General features: G+C 61.3%; 17 protein-coding genes and 3 pseudogenes. 14 read left to right on the top strand and 6 right to left on the bottom strand.

Annotation, left to right across the window (positions count from 1 at the left end; translation table 11 throughout):
• Position 1: 1 nt before the first annotated feature.
• Both treS and glgB read left to right on the top strand, forming a co-directional pair.
• Positions 2–3,303: pseudogene (gene treS, locus N7E02_RS20225) on the top strand (maltose alpha-D-glucosyltransferase).
• Positions 3,300–5,507 carry a 1,4-alpha-glucan branching protein GlgB gene (gene glgB, locus N7E02_RS20220; protein ID WP_286579401.1) on the top strand — a complete coding sequence of 736 codons (2,208 nt, stop codon included), beginning with the start codon at positions 3,300–3,302 and terminating at the stop codon, positions 5,505–5,507. Before treS ends, glgB begins: the two are co-directional and overlap by 4 nt.
• Here the strand turns inward: glgB and N7E02_RS20215 are convergent, their stop codons facing one another.
• Positions 5,508–6,701: a winged helix-turn-helix domain-containing protein gene (locus tag N7E02_RS20215; RefSeq protein ID WP_286579400.1), complete on the bottom strand. Its 1,194-nt coding sequence runs from the start codon at positions 6,699–6,701 to the stop codon at positions 5,508–5,510.
• Positions 6,702–6,810: 109 nt separating this feature from the next.
• On the opposite strand from N7E02_RS20215, the gene N7E02_RS20210 reads away from it, so the two are divergent.
• Genes N7E02_RS20210 through N7E02_RS20200 form a run of 3 tightly spaced genes read left to right on the top strand, consistent with a single transcriptional unit; the run spans position 6,811 to position 8,696 of the window.
• Positions 6,811–7,497: an energy-coupling factor ABC transporter ATP-binding protein gene (locus N7E02_RS20210; RefSeq protein WP_286579399.1), complete on the top strand. Its 687-nt coding sequence runs from the start codon at positions 6,811–6,813 to the stop codon at positions 7,495–7,497.
• Positions 7,497–8,102: an energy-coupling factor transporter transmembrane component T family protein gene (locus tag N7E02_RS20205; protein WP_286579398.1), complete on the top strand. Its 606-nt coding sequence runs from the start codon at positions 7,497–7,499 to the stop codon at positions 8,100–8,102. Before N7E02_RS20210 ends, N7E02_RS20205 begins: the two co-directional genes overlap by 1 nt.
• Before the next feature lie 30 nt (positions 8,103–8,132).
• Positions 8,133–8,696 carry a biotin transporter BioY gene (locus N7E02_RS20200; RefSeq protein WP_286579397.1) on the top strand — a complete coding sequence of 188 codons (564 nt, stop codon included), beginning with the start codon at positions 8,133–8,135 and terminating at the stop codon, positions 8,694–8,696.
• A 10-nt stretch (positions 8,697–8,706) separates the two neighbouring features.
• On the opposite strand, the gene N7E02_RS20195 is transcribed toward N7E02_RS20200, so the two are convergent.
• Positions 8,707–9,183 (bottom strand): acyl-CoA thioesterase, encoded by a 477-nt coding sequence (locus N7E02_RS20195; protein ID WP_286579396.1) that lies wholly within the window; start codon positions 9,181–9,183, stop codon positions 8,707–8,709.
• Between the two features lie 52 nt (positions 9,184–9,235).
• Between N7E02_RS20195 and N7E02_RS20190 the strand changes: the two are divergent.
• The 3 genes and pseudogenes from N7E02_RS20190 (at position 9,236) to N7E02_RS20180 (ending at position 11,706) form a co-directional block, all read left to right on the top strand.
• Positions 9,236–10,167, top strand: a pseudogene (locus N7E02_RS20190) (histone deacetylase family protein).
• Between the two features lie 5 nt (positions 10,168–10,172).
• Complete coding sequence (locus N7E02_RS20185) at positions 10,173–10,439, top strand: exodeoxyribonuclease VII small subunit (RefSeq protein ID WP_286579395.1); 267 nt, start codon at positions 10,173–10,175, stop codon at positions 10,437–10,439.
• A 199-nt stretch (positions 10,440–10,638) separates the two neighbouring features.
• The gene (locus N7E02_RS20180; protein WP_286579394.1) at positions 10,639–11,706 is read left to right on the top strand and encodes a hypothetical protein; all 1,068 of its coding nucleotides are present in this window, start codon (positions 10,639–10,641) and stop codon (positions 11,704–11,706) included.
• A gap of 17 nt (positions 11,707–11,723) precedes the next feature.
• Here the strand turns inward: N7E02_RS20180 and N7E02_RS20175 are convergent, their stop codons facing one another.
• Complete coding sequence (locus N7E02_RS20175) at positions 11,724–12,074, bottom strand: HVO_A0114 family putative DNA-binding protein (protein WP_286579393.1); 351 nt, start codon at positions 12,072–12,074, stop codon at positions 11,724–11,726.
• Positions 12,071–12,361: a toxin-antitoxin system TumE family protein gene (locus N7E02_RS20170; protein ID WP_286579391.1), complete on the bottom strand. Its 291-nt coding sequence runs from the start codon at positions 12,359–12,361 to the stop codon at positions 12,071–12,073. Before N7E02_RS20170 ends, N7E02_RS20175 begins: the two co-directional genes overlap by 4 nt.
• Positions 12,362–12,470: 109 nt before the next feature.
• Here N7E02_RS20170 and N7E02_RS20165 point away from each other — a divergent pair, with 109 nt between their 5' ends.
• The 3 genes from N7E02_RS20165 (at position 12,471) to N7E02_RS20155 (ending at position 16,085) form a co-directional block, all read left to right on the top strand.
• Positions 12,471–13,397, top strand: a complete 927-nt coding sequence (locus N7E02_RS20165; protein WP_286579389.1) for a pirin family protein — start codon at positions 12,471–12,473, stop codon at positions 13,395–13,397.
• Positions 13,398–13,529: 132 nt separating this feature from the next.
• Positions 13,530–15,449, top strand: a complete 1,920-nt coding sequence (gene dxs / locus N7E02_RS20160; RefSeq protein WP_286579388.1) for a 1-deoxy-D-xylulose-5-phosphate synthase — start codon at positions 13,530–13,532, stop codon at positions 15,447–15,449.
• 3 nt (positions 15,450–15,452) lie between these two features.
• Positions 15,453–16,085 (top strand): hypothetical protein, encoded by a 633-nt coding sequence (locus N7E02_RS20155; RefSeq protein ID WP_286579386.1) that lies wholly within the window; start codon positions 15,453–15,455, stop codon positions 16,083–16,085.
• Positions 16,086–16,115: 30 nt separating this feature from the next.
• On the opposite strand, the gene N7E02_RS20150 is transcribed toward N7E02_RS20155, so the two are convergent.
• Entirely contained in the window at positions 16,116–16,697 is a 582-nt protein-coding gene (locus N7E02_RS20150) for a YceI family protein (protein ID WP_286579385.1), read from the bottom strand.
• Position 16,698: 1 nt separating this feature from the next.
• The gene (locus tag N7E02_RS20145) at positions 16,699–17,283 is read right to left on the bottom strand and encodes a cytochrome b (RefSeq protein ID WP_286579384.1); all 585 of its coding nucleotides are present in this window, start codon (positions 17,281–17,283) and stop codon (positions 16,699–16,701) included.
• Between the two features lie 250 nt (positions 17,284–17,533).
• Here N7E02_RS20145 and N7E02_RS20140 point away from each other — a divergent pair.
• The 3 genes and pseudogenes from N7E02_RS20140 (at position 17,534) to N7E02_RS20130 (ending at position 21,318) form a co-directional block, all read left to right on the top strand.
• Positions 17,534–18,306: pseudogene (locus N7E02_RS20140) on the top strand (TlyA family RNA methyltransferase).
• Positions 18,303–19,547, top strand: a complete 1,245-nt coding sequence (locus N7E02_RS20135; RefSeq protein WP_286579383.1) for a class I SAM-dependent RNA methyltransferase — start codon at positions 18,303–18,305, stop codon at positions 19,545–19,547. The pseudogene N7E02_RS20140 and the gene N7E02_RS20135 overlap by 4 nt, the downstream one beginning before the upstream one ends.
• 166 nt (positions 19,548–19,713) lie before the next feature.
• The gene (locus N7E02_RS20130; protein WP_286579382.1) at positions 19,714–21,318 is read left to right on the top strand and encodes a peroxidase family protein; all 1,605 of its coding nucleotides are present in this window, start codon (positions 19,714–19,716) and stop codon (positions 21,316–21,318) included.
• Positions 21,319–21,323 lie beyond the last annotated feature (5 nt).

Genomic DNA, 21,323 nt, shown 5'->3' with positions numbered 1-21,323 from the left:
CATGACCAACAGCCTGACGGATCAGCTTGGCCAGCAGCAGTCGAATGCGGACGATCCGCTATGGTATAAGGATGCGATCATCTACCAGCTGCATGTGAAGTCGTTTCACGATGCGAACGGTGACGGGATCGGCGACTTCAAGGGCCTGCACGAGAAGCTCGACCATATTGCATCGCTCGGCGCCAATGCGATCTGGCTCCTACCCTTCTTCCCTCGCCGCGCCGCGATGACGGCTACGACATCGCCGACTACGGCAATGTCAGCCCCGACTACGGCACGATGGAGGAGTTTCGCGCCTTCGTGGATGCAGCGCACGAGCGCGGGATCCGGGTGATCATCGAGCTCGTCATCAACCACACGTCGGACCAGCATCCCTGGTTCCAGCGGGCCCGCCACGCACCGCCCGGTTCGCCGGAGCGGGATTTCTACGTATGGTCAGACACCGACCAGAAATTCCCGGAAACGCGGATCATCTTCCTTGATACGGAAAAATCCAACTGGACCTGGGATCCGGTGGCCGGCGCCTATTACTGGCACCGCTTCTATTCCCACCAGCCGGACCTCAACTTCGACAATCCGCAGGTGCTCGACGAGTTGCTGGAGGTCATGCGCTTCTGGGCGGATACTGGGATCGACGGGTTCCGGCTCGATGCGATCCCCTATCTCATCGAGCGCGAAGGCACGAACAACGAGAACCTGCCCGAAACCCACGTCATCCTGAAGAAGATCCGTGCCGCACTCGATCTCAGCCATCCGGGCAAGATGCTCTTGGCCGAAGCAAACCAGTGGCCGGAGGATACGAGCGAATATTTCGGTGACGGCGACGAATGCAACATGGCGTTCCATTTCCCGCTGATGCCGCGCATGTATATGGCGATCGCCAAGGAAGACCGGTTCCCGATCACCGACATCATGCGCCAGACACCGGAAATCCCGGAAAACAGCCAATGGGCGATCTTCCTGCGGAACCATGACGAGCTGACGCTCGAAATGGTGACCGACGAGGAACGCGACTACCTGTGGAACACCTATGCCGCAGACCGGCGCGCCCGTATCAATCTCGGCATCCGCCGACGTCTCGCGCCGCTGATGGAGCGTGACCGCCGCCGCATCGAACTGATGAACGCGCTTCTGCTCTCCATGCCCGGCACGCCGGTTCTCTACTACGGCGACGAGATCGGCATGGGCGACAACATCTATCTCGGCGACCGCGATGGCGTTCGCACGCCGATGCAATGGTCGCCGGACCGCAATGGCGGTTTCTCCAAGGCCGATCCCGCCCGGCTGGTTCTGCCGCCGGTCATGGATCCGCTCTATGGCTATGAAGCGGTCAATGTCGAAGCGCAGGGTGCCGACGCTCACTCGCTCCTCAACTGGACCCGGCGCATGCTGGCGCTGCGCAACCGGCACCCGGCCTTCGGCCGCGGCTCGCTGCGGTTCCTGACGCCCGGCAACCGCAAGATCATGGCCTATCTGCGCGAAGATGACGGCGAAACGATCCTCTGCGTCGCCAATCTTTCGCGCCTGCCGCAGGCGGTGGAATTGGACCTGTCGCAATTCGAAGGCTCCGTGCCGATCGAGCTCACCGGCATGTCGCCCTTCCCGCCGATCGGCCAGCTGACCTACCTGCTGACGCTGCCTCCCTATGGCTTCTTCTGGTTCCAGCTGTCGCATGAATCCGATGGCCCGAGCTGGCGCAAGGCACCGCCGGAGCAGGTGCAGGACATGGTGACGATGGTGGTTCGTCGTGACCTGCAGGAACTGATCGACCAGCCGAAGCTGGCGGACACGATGTCGAAGGAAGTGCTGCCTGGCTATCTCACCATGCGGCGCTGGTTCGGCTCCAAGGGCCAGATCCTCAACCACGCCTCGCTGATCTCGGCGACCCCGCTGCCCTTTGCCAACAACATTCTGCTTGGCGAGTTGGAGGCAGATATCGCGGGCCGCATGGACAGCTATCTGCTGCCGCTTGCCGTCTCCTGGGACGATGGTCTGCCAACAGCGCTGGCCCAGCAGCTTGCCATGGCGCGGCTGCGGCAGGGTCGTCGCGTCGGCTTCCTGACCGACGGCTTTGCCCATGAGGGCTTTGCCCGCGCCATCCTTCGCGGACTGTCGGAACGGGCGGTCATCACCGGCCGCACCGGCGCGCTGGAATTCATCGGCACAGACCATCTCGACAAGCTGGAGATCACCGACGAGCTGCCGGTACATTGGCTGTCGGCAGAACAGTCCAACAGCTCGCTGATCGTCGGCGATCTGGCCATGGTGAAGCTCATCCGCCACATCTTCCCGGGCATCCATCCGGAAGTGGAAATGACGCGGCACCTCACCAAGGTGGGCTACAGGAACACGGCGCAGCTGCTCGGCGAAGTGGCCCGCACCGGACCGGACGGAACGCGCCATACGCTGATCATCGTGCAGAAGGCGATCCGCAATCAGGGTGACGCTTGGAACTGGATGCTCGGCAACCTACGCCGTTCGATCGACGAAATCGTCGTGACCGGCCTTGAGGACGAGGCCGCCGACGATCACTTCAAGCCGCTCGTCGACTTTGCCGCGACGATCGGCACGCGCCTCGGTGAGCTGCATGTGGTGCTTGCAGAGAATACCGATGACGAAGCCTTCAAGCCCGAATGGGGGACGAAGGAAGACGTTGCGGCGGCGCGACGGGCAGTGGCGGACCAGATCGGACAGAGCCTGACCATTTTGGAAGGCACGGTCGGCGGGCTTGAGGGAGAACTGGCGGAGATCGCCAAGTCACTGATTGCCCGCAGCGACGAGCTCACGGCGCTTGCCGGAAAGCTGACCGAGGCGACCGGTGGCACGCTGAAGACCCGCCATCACGGCGATTTTCATCTTGGCCAGATCCTGGTTGCCGAAAGCGATGCCTATATCATCGACTTCGAGGGCGAGCCGACCAAGACGCTGGCCGAGCGCCGCGCCAAGACCAATCCGCTGCGCGACGTCGCCGGGCTGCTGAGATCGCTGAGCTATCTGGCCGCCGCCGCCGACATGGACCGGGAAGTGGTGAGCGAGGTGGACGACATCCGCCATCGCAAGCTGATCACCCGCTTCATCGAACTGGCCGAACCCGCCTTCCTCGGCGCCTATTTCACCGCGGTCGAAAAGTCCGACGCACTGATGCAGTCGAACGAGAACCGCGACCGGGTGCTCGACCTCTTCCTGCTGGAAAAGGCGGCTTACGAGGTTGCCTACGAAGTCCGCAGCCGGCCACACTGGCTGCCCCTGCCCCTTGCCGGATTTTCGGCGATCGCCTCCCGACTATTGGAGACTGACCGATGAGATATGAGCGCGCAGACCTGATGACCGGCATGGTGCAGGAAGGCCTGCAGGCCCTTGCCGAAGGCCGCCACGGAGATCCCTTCTCCATTCTCGGCCGCCACCAGTATGGCGACCTGACCGTGGTCCGCGTGCTGCTGCCGGGTGCGCTTTCCGTCTCGGTCATCGAAAGCGAAACGGGCCGGGTGATGGCCGAGCTGGAGACAATCCATGAAGCGGGCATATTTGCCGGCCTCGTCGGCAGCCCGGTGCCCTACCGCCTGCGCATCGAATGGCCGGATGCGGTGCAGGAGACGGAAGATCCCTATTCCTTCTCTCCGCTCCTCGGTGATCTCGACCTGCACCTGATCAGCCAAGGGACCCATTACGAGCTTGGCCGCACGCTCGGCGCGATCCCGATGGATATCGACGGTATAGAGGGCGTGCGTTTTTCCGTCTGGGCCCCGAATGCGCGTAGGGTTTCCGTTGTCGGCGATTTCAACGCCTGGGACGGGCGGCGCAACCCGATGCGGCTTCGCCCGCAGGCGGGCATATGGGAATTGTTCATTCCCTGCCTGACCCGTGGCGAACGCTACAAGTTCGAACTTCTCGACGCCCATGGCAACCTCCTGCCGCAACGCGCCGATCCGGTGGCGCGGTCTTCGGAAGCGGCCCCTTCAACCGCATCAATCGTCGCCTCGTCCAAGCCTTTCCGCTGGAACGATGCCGAATGGATGGAGCGCCAGGCACAGGATCGCGCCCGCGAAGGCGCGATGTCCGTTTATGAAGTGCATCTCGGCTCGTGGGTCCGTATCTCCGAAGAAGGCAACCGCTCGCTCGACTGGGTGGAGCTCAGCCAGCGGCTGATCCCCTATGCGCAGAACCTCGGATTTACCCATATCGAAATGCTGCCGATCATGGAGCATCCGTTCGGCGGGTCCTGGGGCTACCAGCCGCTCGGCCTCTTCGCGCCGACCGGACGTTACGGCACGCCGGAGGACTTTGCCTATTTCGTCGATCGCTGCCATCAGGCCGGCATCGGCGTTATCCTCGACTGGGTGCCGGCGCATTTCCCGACGGATGTCTGGGGCCTCGCCCGTTTCGACGGCACGGCACTTTATGAGCATTCCGATCCGCGCGAAGGGTTCCACAAGGACTGGAACACGCTGATCTACAATCTCGGCCGCAACGAGGTTAAGGGTTTCATCATCGCCTCGGCTCTGGAATGGCTTGAACATTTCCATGTCGATGCCCTGCGGGTCGATGCGGTCGCCTCCATGCTCTATCGCGACTACAGCCGCAACGAAGGTGAGTGGATCCCGAACCAGTATGGCGGGCGGGAAAACCTCGAATCCGTGGAGTTCTTCAAGCACCTGAACAGCATCATCCACGACCGTTGCCCGCATGCCTTCACCGTGGCGGAGGAATCGACCGCATGGCCGGGCGTGACGAAAAAGCCGGAGGACGGCGGGCTCGGCTTCGACTTCAAGTGGAACATGGGCTGGATGCACGACACGCTGCATTACATCTCGGAAGACCCGGTCTATCGCAAATACCAGCATGGCGGCATGACCTTCGGGATGATCTATGCCTATTCCGAGCGCTTCATGCTGCCGATCAGCCACGACGAAGTAGTGCATGGCAAGGGCTCGCTGCTCGGCAAGATGCCGGGCGACGCATGGCAGAAGCTCGCGAACCTGCGCGCCTATTACGGCTTCATGTGGGGCCATCCCGGCAAGAAGCTGCTGTTCATGGGCAGCGAAATTGGTCAGGAAAGCGAGTGGAACCACGACGGCTCCGTCACCTGGGACCTTCTCGACCAGCCCGACCATGCCGGCGTGCAGTTCCTGATCCGCGACCTCAACCGCCTCTATGGGGCGGAACCGGCGCTGCAGTTCAGCGACCTTCACTCCGAAGGTTTTCAATGGGCGGTGGCCGACGATGCGGAAAACTCGGTCTACGGCATGCTGCGAACGTCACAGGATCGGTCGACGCATATGCTCGTCATGTCCAACATGACGCCCGTGCCGCGTTACGGCTACCGCGTCGGCGTGCCCGATGAGGGCCGTTGGGAAGTGGTGCTGAACACGGATGCGTCGATCTATGGCGGCTCGAATTTCGGCCAGATGGATGCCTGGGCGCAGCGCTCTCCGGCGCACGGCAAGCCGTTCTCTATCGCGCTGGATCTTCCGGCACTGTCGACGGTGTTCCTGAGGTGGCGGGGGTAATTACTCCCCGCGCCATCCCGGCTGATAGACCACGGTGTCGACACCGGCGAAGCGAGCCACGCGCTGCAGTTCGGCATCCAGTTTCTCCAGCCGTCCGGCAGACGCCCGTACGCTCTTTTCCAGCCAGAGCCTTTTGACGTCGAGCACGCCCGCCTTGCGGTCGGCCTTCATGTCGATACGGCCGATCATCCGGTCGCCTTCGAGAAGTGGAAATACATAATAGCCGTATTGCCGCTTCGGCTCCGGCACAAAGACTTCAATGCGGTAGAAGAAATTGAACAGGCGCTCGGCGCGGTCGCGGTTTCTGAGCAGCGGATCGAAGGGGCTCAGGACGCGAATGCGCGCTGGCGGTTCGGGAATGTCGCCGAGATGATCCGGAAAACCGAGAAAGGCGAAGGAGGCTCGCGGGCGGCTGCCGTCGGCGGTCTCGATCAGCACTTCCGTCAGTTCGTCGCGGTGGCTCGCCACCCAGGCCTTGGCCTCGTCTGGGGTGACGATATCCCAGAAGGCGGCAAGCTCGCCTGACGTTGCGAAGCCGAGTTTCGTCATGGCGCTGCGGCAGGCCCAGTCGACGAATTCCTCGTGCTCCACCTCCGGCTCATGATGATGGGTTGCGATGACGCGTTCGGTGAGATCATAGATCTTCTGAAAGTTGACGCGCCCGGCGATCGCGAGCTTGCCCGTGTGCCAGTAATATTCGAGCGCCGTCTTGTTCGGATGCCAGTTCCACCAGCCGCCGGATTTGTGATCCTCGACCTTCATGTCCCGGGACATGATAGCGCCGTTCTCGGCAATATGCCGGAAGGTCTCGTCGAAAGCGGAATCGAAACCCTCGCCGTGCCATTTGCGCCAGCGTTCTGCGAGGATCGGCTCGCGGCGGCGGAAGCGGTGCTTCCAGTAGCGGAAGAGACGCGCGGGAATGATGGAGGCGTCGTGGGTCCAGTGCTCGAAAAGCTCGCCGTCCTTTTCCAGGAGTGCCGTCAGGTGCTCCCGCCGATAGGTCTGGTTGCGGGAGAACAGGATCATGTGATGGGCCCGTTCCACCGTCGCGATACTGTCGACCTGGACGAAGCCGAGATCGTCGATCAGCTGCAGGAGGTCGGCCTTGGGCAACGCGCGCCCCGGCGGCTGCGACAGCTGCTGCCGTTCGAGGAAGATGCGCCGGGCTTGATTGTTCGGAATAAGAATCGCCATAGAGTAAAGAGTATGGCTCCGTTACAACCTTTTCAACGTTCTTGTTTGGTTCCGAATTTCCTTAATCGCCTCGGCGGTCTATAGACGCTGCGAGAATTGAGGGCATCGCTTGGACATTCGCTACGACACGGTCGAGGTTCGCTTCGAGGGCCGCACGGTCATCCATCCCCTGACGGTCACGCTCACCGAGCGGCGCATCGGCATTATTGGGCTGAACGGCTCCGGCAAGACGACGTTTGCGCGGATGATCAATGGGCTGGTCAAGCCATCAACCGGACGCGTGACCGTCAACGGCTTTGATACGGTGACAGCAGAGCAAGACGCCCGCATGCAGAGCGGCTTCATCTTCCAGAACCCGCAGAACCAGATCATCCTGCCGATCCTGAGCGAGGATATCGCGCTGGGGCTGAAGTCACGGAAATTGCCGAAAGCCGATGTGACGGCTGCGGTGGATGCGATGCTCGACCGCTTCGGGATCAGCCGTTTGGCCGATCGGCGGGCGCATGAGCTTTCCGGCGGCGAGCTGCAGCTTGCAGCGCTGGCCTCCGTGCTGGTGACGGAGCCGAAGATCCTGGTCATGGACGAGCCGACCAATCAGCTCGATCTGAAAAACCGCAATCTCGTCGAACGCACCATCCACACGCTGCCCGAAGACGTCATCGTCATCAGCCATGATCTCGATCTGATTTCCGGTTTCGATCGTGTGCTGATGTTCCACGAAGGGCAGATCGCCGCAGATGGCGCGCCTTCTGAGGTGATCGGCCAGTATCGCGCCCTGCACGGAGCGGCGGCCTGATGCGCTCGCTTCATATCGACGGCAACAGCTTTCTCCACCGGCTGTCACCTGGCGTGAAGCTAGCAACGCTCGCCGTCGTCAGTCTCGGCCTGTTCAGCATAAAGGCGCCGCTGGTGCTCGCGATCGCTGCCACAGCAGGCCTCGCCGGTCACTTGCTGCTGCGAATCAGTCCCCGGCAGATTTGGCTGCGGTTGCGCCCGTTTGCGCTGATCATTGTCGTGGTTGCGCTGTTCACGGCCATTTTAAATAGCCCCGCAGAGGGCCTGACCGCATTTTTTCGGCTGGCTGCGCTGGCGCTTTTCGCCAGTCTGGTCACGGCGACGACCACGACCGGTGATTTCATCGACGTCATCACGAAAGCCGCCTCACCATTGGAGCGGATCGGCCTCGTCAAGGCGCAGGATGTGGGGCTTTCGATCGGGCTCGTCGTCCGTTTCGTGCCGGAAATTGTCGGCCGCTACGAAGCGATCCGCGATGCACATCACGCGCGTGGGTTGAAATTGCATCCGCTTTCCGTTGCCGTTCCGCTAATCATCACGACGCTTCGAAGCGCTGACGAGATCGCATCCGCCATTGACGCCCGCGGCATCCGCCGCCAGAAGTGACACAGGCTCAGCCTTAAGGGATTGGAAACCATGCCTACACGCGACCTCGTTCTGTCAGCGCTTTTCGCCGCCATCATCGTGGCCCTCGGCCTGGTTCCGCCGATCATGCTCGGCTTCATTCCCGTGCCGATCACGGCACAGTCGCTCGGCGTCATGCTGGCCGGCGTCGTGCTCGGCGCCAAGCGCGGCACGATTTCCGTGCTTCTCGTCCTCGTTCTCGCTGCAATCGGTCTGCCGGTTCTCTCCGGCGGTCGTGGCGGTCTAGCGGTCTTCATGGCGCCGACCACCGGCTACCTGATCGGCTGGGTCTTCACGGCACTGATTACCGGCTATCTCTCCCAGTTGATGGTAGGGCGCGACCAGTCGGGTCTCGTGCAGACCGTCAACTTCTTCATTGCCGCGCTCGTCGGTGGCGTCGTCGTGCTCTACGGTTTCGGCATCATCTATCTGGCGCTCGTCACCGGCATGGGCTTCACCCAGGCCTTCCTCGGCTCGATGGCCTTTATCCCGGGCGATGTCATCAAGGCGCTGATCGCAGCACTGGCCGGTCGCGCCGTGATGGTCGGTTACCCGCTTCTGCCGCAACGGGCGTAATGGCGCGACCCTAGTCGAGAAATTTGTAGAGCCAGTCGCGCAGGTCTTCCGGCAAGGAGATCGTCGCGCCTGTCTCCGCATCGACCGCGACCCAGACGATCTCGACTTCCGCAACCGATTCCGCGCCGCGGGTCATGCGCACCAGAAAGCCGGCGGACTTGCCGCCGATCTTGCTGACGCCGACATGCATGTGAACGACGTCACCCATCTGCAGCGGGATGTGGAATGTGCCGGCGACCTTGCCGATGGTGAAGCCCGGATCATCGCCCTGCGATTTCCGGCGACGCCAGAAATCGGCAACCGCTTCCTCCGCCCTGTCGATATAGACCGAGCGGAACATCTGCCCATTCTTGTCCACATCGCGGAAAGCGACGCGAAATTCCGATACCTTGATCGTGTCCTTGACCACGTTTCCCCTGATCGATCGTCCCCCGACGCCTCGACCAAAGAAGCGACGGCAAGAGCGGTGCTTGAAAAGATAGCGCATATGCGCCATGTCGTCAGCAATTCCACGATAAGCCACAGGACGGGGCACGCGTATGACAACCCGCCTCTACGAGCACAAGATCTTCCTCGAGCACAATACGCCGGAGGGCCATCCCGAACGGGCCGACCGGCTGCGTTCGCTGGCGATCGCGCTCGAACATCCAAACTTCAAGAAACTCGACCGAAAAGAGGCGCCCCAGGCCAACGAGGACGCGGTGCTGCTCGCCCATCCGGAAGAGCATCTGCGCTGGGTGATGAGCCGCATCCCGGAAGAGGACGAGATCCGGCAGGTCGAATCCGACACCTATACGAGCCCGAAGAGCCTGCAGGCGGCGCTGACCGGGATCGGCGGAGCGATGGCCGCCGTCGACGACGTGTTGACGGGCAAGGTGGACAACGCCTTCGTCGCCGCCCGTCCGCCCGGCCACCATGCCGAAAAGTCTAAGGCGATGGGCTTCTGTCTGTTCAACAATGCCGCGATCGCCGCACGCCATGCTCAGCAGTTTCACGGCGTCGAGCGCGTCGCGATCGTCGACTGGGACGTCCATCACGGCAACGGCACCCAGGATATCTTCTGGGACGATCCGTCGGTGCTGTTCTGCTCAACGCACCAGATGCCGCTCTATCCCGGCACCGGTGCCAAGGACGAAACCGGCACCAAGAACACCATAGTCAATGCGCCGCTTTCCCCAACGACGGCAGCGAGCATTTCCGCGAGGCGTTCAAGGACAGGGTGCTGCCGCGACTGCAGGACTTCCGGCCGGATTTCATCATCATCTCGGCCGGCTTCGACGCCCATCACCGCGATCCGCTGGCGCAGATCAATCTCGTCGGCGACGATTTTGACTGGGCAACCGGCAGGCTGATGGAAATTGCTGGGAAATACGCCAACAACCGGGTCGTCAGCCTGCTCGAGGGTGGCTATGATCTGGAAGGGCTGGCAGAATCCGCCGGCATGCATATCTGCAGACTGATGAGAGGATGAAGGACATGACCGAAGCAGCACGGGAGCCGGATGGGCAGATCGATGTGAGCGGCTATTCCTTCGAAAAGGCCGTGGCGGAGCTGGAAAGCATCGTCGCCCGGCTGGAGCGTGGCGACGTGGCGCTCGACGAATCGATCGCCATCTACGAGCGCGGCGAAGCGCTGAAGAAGCATTGCGAAAAGCTGCTCACCGCCGCCGAAAACCGTATCGAGAAAATCCGTCTCGACCGCGCCGGCAAACCTCAGGGCATCGAACCGCTCGACGCCGAATAAGGTCGTCGACGCCCCAGTCTGCGCCGGAAAGGGCCAGACTGCTCAAATGCCGATAATTATCTTGAACCACAGTTCATCCGTTTGTCTTAGCTGTCGGATTAGCGTTAGCTAACCAAGACTTGGATAACAGACTTGGTCTCGGGAAAATGGCGGGGTTATGGGTCAGATACGCCCTTTGACAGAAACGGATATTCCAGCAGTGGCCGCCCTTTTCCAAAAGGCGTTCAGGCGGACGAACCAGGCTGCATCCGACGCGCTCGTCGAGTGCCTCAGATATCTCTATCTCGAACACCCGCTCTGCCACGACAGCGTTCCGTCCTTTGTGCATGAAAGCCCGATCGGTCTCTCCGGCTTCGTGGGGCGTCATCGTATTCCTATGACGCTTGCCGGACGCGACATAAGCTGCGCGCTGTTCAGCACCATCATGGCCGACCGCCGTGCCGGGGATCCCCTGATCGGGCCAAAACTGCTGAAGGCGGCACTGGCCGGCCCGCAGGACGTTTCCCTGACGGATACGGCCAGCGATATCTCGCTCGCCATGGGCCTGCGTCTCGGCAATACGGCATTGCCGTGTCACAGTCTCAACTGGATACGGATCATCCGTCCGGCGCAATGGCTGCTGGACCGCGCTTCCCAACGCGCGCCCTTGCTTCGTCTCATTCGGCCGATTGCCGGCGCCGGCGATGATCTGCTGCGCAAGCGCATCTCACCCGACCAGCCGCGCTGGCTTGGTTTCACGGAAAGAAGAGGCGGCAGGCTGGCAAATGTAAAGGAGATCGACCACGACACGTTCGCCGGGCTTTTTCTCGAATTTTCCCATCGGTTCGCCCTGCGACCCGCTTGGTCACCAGCGGAAGTTTCGGCGCTGACCATGGAAGCGATCCTCAAGCGGGACTTCGGTCCGGCCTTTATCGCCTCCGTGACGGATCACCGCGGAAAGACGATCGGCGGCTTTTTCTACCATCTGAAGGAGAGGTCGAACGCGCGCGTGCTCCAGATCGTGACCGCACCTGGGCACGAAGGCGCCGTCCTCGACGCGCTGATCACCCATGCGGCCGACAAAGGTGCCGCCGCCATCACCGGCCGCAGCGAACCCTATATGATGGAAGCCATGCTCGGGCGGCGCATTGCCTTCACCAATACCGCTTCGACCATGATCAGCACCCGCGATGCCGAGATCAAGGCGAGAATCCAAAGCGGAGACGCCATGCTGAACGGCCTGATCGGCGAGCAATGGAGCCCATTGATCGGTAATCGGTTCGATTGATCGGCAGTAGAGGGGCTCTACAGCGCGATGACAGTCCGTATTTCGTCGTAACCGGTGTGAATGCCGTTCTCATCCTGCTCGATCAGGCCTGCGCGTCCAAGGATTTCCACATCCTCGTGGACGCGGCGATAATCCCTCTCAAGCGAACGCGCCAACGCTGCCACGCTCGCTTGTGGATTGGCATGCAGGTGACGCAAGAGTTCCAGCCGCTTGGCCGTCATCGTGCTGGAAAAGACATCCCAAGTGACGAAGGTCAGATGTTCCTGCCCCGCCACGTCGCCGTGTTCGGCCCGATGCCAGGCATCCGTTACACGCTTTGCAACTTCATCGAAAGAGCCGCCGATATGCAGCTCGATATCCTTGCTCATATCCGTTCTCCTCTCAAAGCCTCGACATCCGTCCGGAAGTCAGCGAGCAGTCGCTCAATCGACGTAAACGGGTAGACCTCTTCATGATCACCATAGTGGCGATGATCGCCTTTGCCGCGCTCGTTGTCATAGCAGATAAGCCGCTCGCCAGGTCGGCCGTAGAACAGTGAATACTTCAAAAAATGCCCGGATGGCGGCACGCTTTCAGCAACGCGCCAAATCCGGATTTCCAGGATGGCACCGTCGCTATAAAGAATGCGCTCTCGGATGACCAACTCTGCCTTCATACGGGAAATATGTCATTGGACGCCATATAGCGTCAAGCGGCATATCCGCGGCGATTGTTCTGTAGTGCGATCTTGCGATAGGCTTGATTTGAAACATTGGAGACCGGCCATGTCCTTCTTTCCTGGAACAGATCCCGCAGCCGGCGATGCCTTTGCCTGCGATGCAATCGAGAACCTGATCATCCCGCGCTCTTCCGACATCGGAGGATTTTCCGTCCGCCGCGCCTTGCCGAGCCGGCAGCGGCGACTGGTCGGGCCGTTCATTTTCTTCGACCGGATGGGGCCGGCGATCCTGAGGCCCGACGAGGCGCTGGATGTCAAACCGCATCCCCATATCGGGCTTTCCACCGTCACCTATCTGTTCGATGGCGAGATCAAGCATCGCGACAGTCTCGGCACCGAACTCGTCATCAAGCCAGGCGACATAAACCTGATGACCGCCGGCCGCGGCATCGTGCATTCTGAGCGCACACCGGAGAATTTGCGCGGGCATCCGCTTTCCATGTCCGGCCTGCAGACTTGGCTGGCGCTGCCGGACGAGAAGGAGGAAATCGATCCCGCCTTCGCCCATACGGGCCACGAGAAAATGCCGGATATCGATTGGGATGGCGCCAGGGGTCGCGTCGTGATCGGCGCTTTTGCCGGTCTCACTTCACCGGTCGCCACCTTTACCGATACGCTTTACGTCGACCTGAGCCTGGAACCGGGCAGGCGCTTTCCCTTCCCCGCGGGCCACGAGGAACGGGCGCTCTATATTCTCTCCGGAGAGCTGGAGATTGCCGGCGATCGTTTCGCGCCGGATCAGTTGCTCGTCTTCCGCGCCGGCGACGAGATCACGCTGCAGGCCGGACCACAGGGCTGTCATGTCATGCTGTTCGGCGGAGCGGCACTTAACTCCAAGCGCTATATCTGGTGGAACTTCGTCTCTTCGTCGAAAGAGCGGATCGAGAAGGCCAAGGAGGAGTGGCGCACCGGCCGTTTCGACATCGTGCCGGGCGATGAGGAGGAGTTTGTTCCTCTACCTGCACCCCTATAGCCCTTCCCCACCCCTTGCCCGCCAGCTAAAATCGATTAGAAACCGTCTCTCATAAAACTTGAAAAAGCCTGTTTCGTACTCATGTTGTGCGGTAACGTGCTTTTAGAAAACAAGAAGAGAAAGCCAGCCTCCGTGACATCCCTCCCCGAGACGCCGCTCCTCGACACCGTCAAGCTTCCCGCCGATTTGCGCAAGGTCGAAGACAAGGACCTGACGCAGCTTGCCCGCGAAGTGCGCGATGAGATGATCGATGCCGTGTCGAAAACGGGCGGACATCTCGGCGCAGGGCTAGGCGTGGTGGAACTCACCATCGCTATCCACAAGGTTTTCAACACGCCGGACGACCGGCTGATCTTCGACGTCGGCCACCAGTGTTATCCGCACAAGATCCTGACCGGCCGTCGCGAGCGCATCCGCACCCTGCGCCAGGAAGACGGGCTCTCCGGCTTCACCCGCCGCGCAGAAAGCGAGTACGATCCTTTCGGTGCTGCGCATTCCTCGACCTCGATCTCGGCCGGTCTCGGCATGGCCGTCGGTTCGGATCTGCAGGGCTCGAAGCGCAATGTGATTGCCGTGATCGGTGACGGCGCAATGTCGGCCGGCATGGCCTATGAGGCGCTCAACAATGCCGGCGCGCTCGATGCCCGGCTGATCGTCATCCTCAACGACAACGATATGTCGATCGCCCCGCCGACGGGCGCGATGAGCGCCTATCTGGCGCGTCTTGCCTCCGGCCGGACCTATATGGGCTTCCGCGAAATGGGCAAGAAGCTGACCGGCTATCTCGGCAAAAATATCGATCGCGCCATCACCCGCGCCGTAGAACACGCCCGCGGCTACGTGACCGGCGGCACGATGTTCGAGGAAATGGGTTTCTACCATATCGGCCCAATCGACGGTCATTCCTTCGAGCATCTGCTGCCCGTGTTGCGCAATGTACGCGACAATGCCCAGGGCCCGGTGCTGATTCATGTCGTCACCCAGAAAGGCAAGGGCTATCCCCCTGCCGAAGCCGCGGCCGACAAGTATCACGGCGTCAACAAATTTGACGTCATTACCGGCGCGCAGGCCAAGGCCAAGCCGAATGCTCCCTCTTATACGAGCGTGTTCGGCGATGCGCTGGTGCAGGAAGCCGGCTTCGACGAGAAGATCGTCGGGGTCACAGCCGCCATGCCCGATGGTACCGGCCTCGGAAAGCTGCAGCAGATCTACCCGGCGCGCACCTTCGATGTCGGCATTGCCGAACAGCATGCAGTGACGTTTGCCGCGGGTCTCGCGACCGAAGGTTTCAAGCCGTTCTGCGCGCTTTACTCCACCTTCCTGCAGCGCGGCTACGATCAGGTGGTCCACGACGTGGCGATCCAGGGCCTGCCCGTCCGCTTCCCGATCGACCGAGCCGGCTTCGTCGGCGCCGACGGGCCGACCCATGCCGGTTCCTTCGATACGACCTTCCTTGCCACGCTTCCGGGCATGGTGGTCATGGCCGCAGCCGACGAAGCGGAACTGAAGCACATGGTGCGCACGGCCGCAGCTTACGATGAAGGCCCGATCTCCTTCCGTTACCCGCGCGGCGAAGGCGTGGGTGTCGAACTGCCCGAGCGGGGAGAAATCCTGCAGATCGGCAAGGGCCGCATCGTCAAGGAAGGCTCCAAGGTGGCGCTTCTCTCCTTCGGTACTCGCCTTAAAGACTGTCTGACGGCTGCGGAAGATCTCGAAGCCGCCGGCCTTTCGACGACGGTTGCCGATGCGCGCTTCGCCAAGCCGCTCGACCACGACCTGATCCGCCAGCTTGCCCGCCACCACGAGGTGCTGATCACCATCGAGGAAGGCGCAGTCGGCGGATTCGGCAGCCACGTCCTGCAGTTCCTTTCCGCCGAGGGCCTGCTTGATAACGGCCTGAAGATCCGCTCACTGGTCCTGCCCGATATCTGGATGGAACAGGCGTCACCCGACGTCATGTATGCCAAGGCGGGTCTCGACCGCGCCGGCATCGTCAAGACGGTGTTCGGCGCGCTTGGAAAGACCATGATCGGTGTGGGCGCTGCGGGGTAGCGAGTGAAGGCGACCATGTCAGACGGAGCGTCCCCTGCTACCTCCGGCCGAAATCCGGGCGAAACAATGAGCGTTGAAGGTGAAACGGCCGGCGGGCATAGAGACTGGGAAGATTATTTCGCCGACCCCACTATCGAGGGGCGCGTTCTCTCCGACCACGCTCTCATTTTCCGCTACGAGGCCTGTGCCCGTTACCTCAAGAAAGACGGCGACCTAGATCTCTATGTACAAGGGCGCCGAAATCTCCTCGACTACGAGCCTTTTCAGTTTGGGCGTCTCTACCGCTGCATCCGCAACGTTAAGGCCAACCGTACGGACAGGATAAGCGGGGAATTTGCCGAAGCGCATGTAGGCGATACGATGTGGTTTACCGGCTGGTCTTCGCACGCGTACGATGGCCTTGCGGCTCTGTTTTTCTGCGATCTCCAGGCCGCACGAGAATTCGTCTTCTCCGATGCCTGCCCGGAAATTGACGGACGTATCAATCGCGCTTTCAAGGCCGCACCGGAAGACTATTTCCAGGTGATGGAAGACAATAGCGAGTATGGCGATGCCCTGATGGCGTTGCGTGGCGAGATCATGAGCCGGAGACATGCCCTGCCACCCTCCAAGCGCTGTTACGGCCTTCTGGACTGAGGCTGCCTGTCGGCGGATGCCGTACGCCTGTCAGCGCTGGCCTTCGATCATCATGTCGAACTGCACGACATTGGAATAGATCGGCGTGCCGACATCCATCGCATAGCGGGAGCGCAATATCCTGCCGCTGACGTTGAAGGCGATCTTGCCGCCGCTCCACGAGGTCAGTTTGACGTCGAAAACTTCCGGCAGGCTGCGCCCCTTGGCCGTCAGCGTACCGGAGATGCGAGCGCTGTCCGTGCTGGTCTTCTCGACCTTGTCGGATCGGAATGAGATCGTCTCGAATTCACTGGCATCGAAGACTGCGGGCGAGCGCAGGAAATTGTCGATGCGGCCCTGTCCGGTGCTGATGCTTTCAGGCTTCAACTCGAAACTGACGACCGAATGGGGCAGATCGCCCGCCTTGAGATTGAAGGTGCCGGCGAACTGGCCGAAATGTCCCTTGATGCCACCTCCGCCGATTTGATCGACTGTAAAGCCTATCGTGGAACCGGAGGTAATCCGGTATCGGCCGGCAACTTCCGCGAGATCCGGCTCCTTGGTCTCGGCTTTTCCGGCCAAAGGCGCCGACAAGAAAAGCAACGCTGCGAGAAGAACTGCTCTCCGGGTCATCTCAATAGTCTCCGATAGTCGTTCTGGCCGGCCGTGGACGGATGCCGAGCATTCTCGTCAGAACCTCGTCGCGACGGCGGTAATGGTGATAGAGCGCGGCTGCCGAATGGATCAGGACGAGCACGAGCAGCGTGTAGGCGAGGCAGGTATGGACCGATGTCCAGAGTGCTTCCGCGGCATCCGACTTGGCGACCGGCAGATGCGGCATGACGAAGAGGTTGAAGACGAAGGTCGGGATTTCCAGCGGCGAGACCGATACGATCATCCAGCCGGCAACAGGGATGCAGACCGCAAGCAGGATCAGCAAATAGTGCATGGTGCGGGCGATGCCGTATTCGATGCGGCTGACGCCTTTCGCGGGCGTGCTGCGTACCCAGATGAAGGAATGCACCAATCTGATCGAAGCCAGCAGCAGGGCCAGCAGGCCGAAGGACTTGTGCCACTGGAAAAGCGAGAACTGCAGGCCGGGATCAATCGGCAACCGAGCCATCACGAAACCCAGACAGATCTGGCCGAGGATAAGGAGTGCGATCAGCCAGTGGAGGATGATCGTGACTGCGTCGTAGCGATCTGCCGCATGCTTCATCGCGGGGTCTCCGGGAGATGGTGTTCTCCACGAACGGCATCCGCTGCCGGTTCACGCTGATAACACCTGGACCACCGCTGCTATTCGCTCCGGGAAGGCGCAATCTCACGTCACAAATCGGTAATTCAGTTTCAACTGAAAGACGGGCGGATCGGGTATTGATGTCGCGGCTCTCGGCAGGGCTATCCACTGACGTGAGCGATGAGGAAAAGCTTGCATAACAGGTCATCCGCAGGCATTGACGTCCACCATGTCCAAACCTTCAGAAAACCAGCGCCTCGACCAGCTTCTGGTCTCGCTCGATCTTTTTGCGAGCCGCGCCCGCGCTCGCGATGCGGTAGCGCGCGGAACCGTCACCGTCAACGGCCGTGTCGTCACTAAGCCGAGCCTCACCTTCCCGGCCGACGCAACCATCAGCATCGACGATCCGGCGCAGGATTACGTGTCGCGCGCAGCGCTGAAGCTCGTCGCGGCGCTCGATCACTTCAAGCTCGACCCGGCCGGCCACGACTGTCTCGATGTCGGTGCGTCGACCGGCGGCTTCACTCAGGTCCTGCTGGAACGGGGTGCCGAGCACGTCACCGCGATCGATGTCGGCCACGACCAGATGCATGACAGGATCGCAAGCGATCCGCGCGTCACCAATATCGAGGGCCTCAACGCCCGCAATCTGGAGCCTGAGGATTACGACGAGAGGAAATCACCTTCATCGTCTCCGACGTCTCCTTCATCTCGCTGAAGCTGGCACTCGCGCCTGCACTTGAGCAGGCCGAACCGGATGCGCTCTGCGTGTTGCTGGTCAAGCCGCAATTCGAGGCCGGTCGCGACGCAATCAGCAAGGCCGGACTGTTGAAGGAGCCCGAGACGGCACCTGCAGTGGCCGCGGAACTGGAACGCTGGCTCGTCGAGGACATGGGCTGGACGAGCCTTGGCCTGATCCCCTCGCCGATCGACGGCGGAGACGGCAACAAGGAATTCCTGCTCGCCGGAAGGAAGCCCGAAAACGCAGAGGACGACGAATGAGCACGGTCATCGTCACGATCGACAGGCTCGGCGCCCAGGGACATGGCATCGCCGATGGCAAGGACGGCCCGGTCTACGTGCCCTATGCGCTGCCCGGCGAAGTGCTGGCGATTGCCCGCAACGGCGACCATGGGACGGTCATGTCGACCTCCAATCCGTCGCCGGACCGTATCGAGCCGGTCTGTCGTCATTTCGATCCCGACCGGGACAATTGCGGCGGCTGTTCGCTGCAGCATCTGGCAGCCCCGGCCTATCAGGCCTTCAAGCGCGGACTTGTCGTCGATGCGCTGAAGTCGCGAGGTCTCACGCCCGAGGTTGGCGCGCTGATCGCCTGCCATCCGGGCGAGCGGCGCCGCACCACGTTCTCGGTACGCAAGACTGAAAAGGAACTGCTGCTCGGCTTCAATCGCGCCGAGACCAATCACATTGTCTCCATAGAGGAATGTCCCATCGCCTCGCCGGGCATCGTGGCGAGGCTTCCCGCGATCCGCACCGTCGCGGCCGCGATGGCAATCGGCTCGGAAACCTTCCGGCTGACCGTGCTGGAGACCCTGTCGGGCCTCGATCTTGCCGCCGAAGGGCTGAAGAAGATCGAGGACAAGCAGCGCCGCAGCATTACCGAGGCGGTCCTGTCGCTCAAGGGGATCGCGCGCGTATCCATCAATGGCGAGGTCGTTCTCGAACCGGTAAAGCCGGTGATCGATTTCGGCGGCGTGCAGGTGTCGCCGCCCTCCGGGGCCTTTGCCCAGGCGACCAAGCCGGCGGAAGACGCGATGGCGGAACTGGTGCTCGGTCATCTCGGCAAGGCGAAGCGCGTCCTCGACCTGTTTGCCGGTTCAGGCACGTTCTCGCTGAGGATCGCCCGGAAAGCGAAGGTGCATGCGGTCGAGGGCGAGGACAAGCCGCTGAAGGCTCTCGATACCGCAGCCCGAAATACCCAGGGCCTCAAGCCCGTGACGGTGGAAAAGCGCGATCTGTTTCGCCGGCCGATGATGGCGCAGGAGCTGAAGGTCTACGACGCTGCGGTCTTCGATCCGCCGCGCGCCGGCGCCGAGGTACAGGTGAAGGAACTTGCCCACTCCGGCATCAAGACAATCGCCGCCGTCAGTTGCAACCCGGCTACCCTGGCGCGGGACCTCAGGATCCTCGTCGACGCCGGATACCGCATCCAGTCGGTCACGCCGATCGACCAGTTCCTGTGGTCGCCTCATGTGGAGGCCGTGGCGCTGCTGACGCGCTAATTTGGAGCAGAAAGACCTATTGCGGTATCGAAGGATATACCGTTCGGCGGCTCTAAAGTTGTAGTTTAGACATTACTAATTTACGTGAATTTGGAACTGACTTAACCTTTGTCGGTCGCGCCCCAAGGAGGCAAATGACTTGCTTCAGCGCGGCCTAGGGGAAGTCATGACAGACATAGCGATGCATGGGCATGGCGTGCGCGGCATGAAGCCGGAGACGCTGCACTCTTTCGACGGCATAGGTGATCCCGGAAAATTCGGGGTAATGTTTCCCAATCTCATTCCGCTTTCCGCAAGCGATGATGCGCTTGCCGAGCTCGCGGAGGCGATGCTCGACAAGATCGATGCGAAAGGGAACCCTGATACGGGCGGCGACAACGCCAATATCCCCGCCGGCTATACCTATCTGGGCCAATTCGTTGATCACGACATCACGCTCGACACGACGCCGCTAGACCAGCAGAAAGCCGATCCGACGGCGACGATCAATTTTCGTACGCCTGCTCTCGATCTTGATTCTCTCTATGGCGACGGGCCGGGCATCCACCCCTATCTCTATCAACGCCATCCCACAAAGCCCGAGATCCTCGGCAAGATGCTGATCGGCCATACGAGTGAATCACCGGATCAGAATGGCGTGGCGATCCCATCGCTGCCGAACGATCTGCCACGCAATCAGGTGGGTCATGCGCTGATCTTCGACGAGCGCAACGACGAAAACCTGTTGGTGGCACAGTTCCATCTGCTGATGCTGAAGTTTCACAACAAGGTGTTCGACAAGGTTTCAGCCGAGCGCCCTGACTTGAAGGGGACTGCCCTGTTCAAGGAAGTCCGTCGCATCGTCACGTGGCACTATCAATGGATCGTGCTGTTCGATTTCGTCGAGCTGCTCACCGAACCCGGCCTGATCCAGAAGATCAAGCGGGAGGGTCGGCGCTTCTACCGCTTCAGGCAGCGTCCCTATATGCCGGCCGAATTCGCCGCTGCCTGTTATCGGCTCGGGCATTCCATGGTTCGGCAGACCTACAGCCATAACAGGGTGTTTAATCCGACGACGGATCTGATCGCCAACGGCACACTTGGCCTGCTATTCAACTTCACCGGCAAATCCGGCTCTATCGTCGGCGAACTTGCACCGGTGCCACCGGCAGGGCCGACCTCGCCCCTGCCCAAATTGCCATCCAACTGGATCATCGACTGGCGGCGTTTCTTTGATCTCAAGACGCCGGCCGGCGGCAACTTTGCCCTTAACCACAGCCGCCGTCTCGACCCGATGATCACGCCCGCACTGCACACGCTGCCCGGTCGGGAGCCCAATGCGCCCCCGCAGCAGATGCGGGAATTCAACCTGGCCTTCCGCAATCTCAGGCGCGGCGTTCAGATCGGGCTTCCGTCCGGCCAGGCGATCTGTCGTGCAATGGGTCTTACGCCGTTGAAACCATCGCAGGTGGCGACCGGCCCCGACGGCAAGGCGGCCAAGAAACACGGCCTGCACGAGGAAACGCCACTCTGGTATTACGTGCTAAAAGAGGCCGAATATTATCACAAGGGTGAGCGGCTCGGTCCGATGGCGTCGACCATCGTCGCCGAGACTTTCCTCGGCATGGTGCACGGAGACCACGAGTCCTTCCTATGGCAACGGTCGGACTGGAAACCGGAACTGCCGGGTGCAAAGGCTGGCCACTTCACCATGGCCGATCTCATCGAGTTCGTCGGGGACATCAACCCGATCGACGCGCTCGTGCCGGCGCAGCCCGTTCCTCAGGTCTGACTGAG

The organism is Terrirhizobium terrae (genome assembly GCF_030323265.1).
Classification (GTDB): Bacteria; Pseudomonadota; Alphaproteobacteria; order Rhizobiales; family Rhizobiaceae; genus Neorhizobium.
The sequence above is the reverse complement of the archived record's forward strand: the minus strand, read 5'-3'. Positions and strand labels throughout refer to the sequence as shown.

Coding starts and splice junctions, on each gene's coding strand:
- glgB (WP_286579401.1), top strand. CDS start 3,300: ATGAGATATGAGCGCGCAGACCTGATGACCGGCATGGTGCAGGAAGGC.
- N7E02_RS20215 (WP_286579400.1), bottom strand. CDS start 6,701: ATGGCGATTCTTATTCCGAACAATCAAGCCCGGCGCATCTTCCTCGAA.
- N7E02_RS20205 (WP_286579398.1), top strand. CDS start 7,497: ATGCGCTCGCTTCATATCGACGGCAACAGCTTTCTCCACCGGCTGTCA.
- N7E02_RS20200 (WP_286579397.1), top strand. CDS start 8,133: ATGCCTACACGCGACCTCGTTCTGTCAGCGCTTTTCGCCGCCATCATC.
- N7E02_RS20195 (WP_286579396.1), bottom strand. CDS start 9,183: ATGCGCTATCTTTTCAAGCACCGCTCTTGCCGTCGCTTCTTTGGTCGA.
- N7E02_RS20185 (WP_286579395.1), top strand. CDS start 10,173: ATGACCGAAGCAGCACGGGAGCCGGATGGGCAGATCGATGTGAGCGGC.
- N7E02_RS20175 (WP_286579393.1), bottom strand. CDS start 12,074: ATGAGCAAGGATATCGAGCTGCATATCGGCGGCTCTTTCGATGAAGTT.
- N7E02_RS20170 (WP_286579391.1), bottom strand. CDS start 12,361: ATGAAGGCAGAGTTGGTCATCCGAGAGCGCATTCTTTATAGCGACGGT.
- N7E02_RS20165 (WP_286579389.1), top strand. CDS start 12,471: ATGTCCTTCTTTCCTGGAACAGATCCCGCAGCCGGCGATGCCTTTGCC.
- N7E02_RS20150 (WP_286579385.1), bottom strand. CDS start 16,697: ATGACCCGGAGAGCAGTTCTTCTCGCAGCGTTGCTTTTCTTGTCGGCG.
- N7E02_RS20145 (WP_286579384.1), bottom strand. CDS start 17,283: ATGAAGCATGCGGCAGATCGCTACGACGCAGTCACGATCATCCTCCAC.
- N7E02_RS20135 (WP_286579383.1), top strand. CDS start 18,303: ATGAGCACGGTCATCGTCACGATCGACAGGCTCGGCGCCCAGGGACAT.
- N7E02_RS20130 (WP_286579382.1), top strand. CDS start 19,714: ATGACAGACATAGCGATGCATGGGCATGGCGTGCGCGGCATGAAGCCG.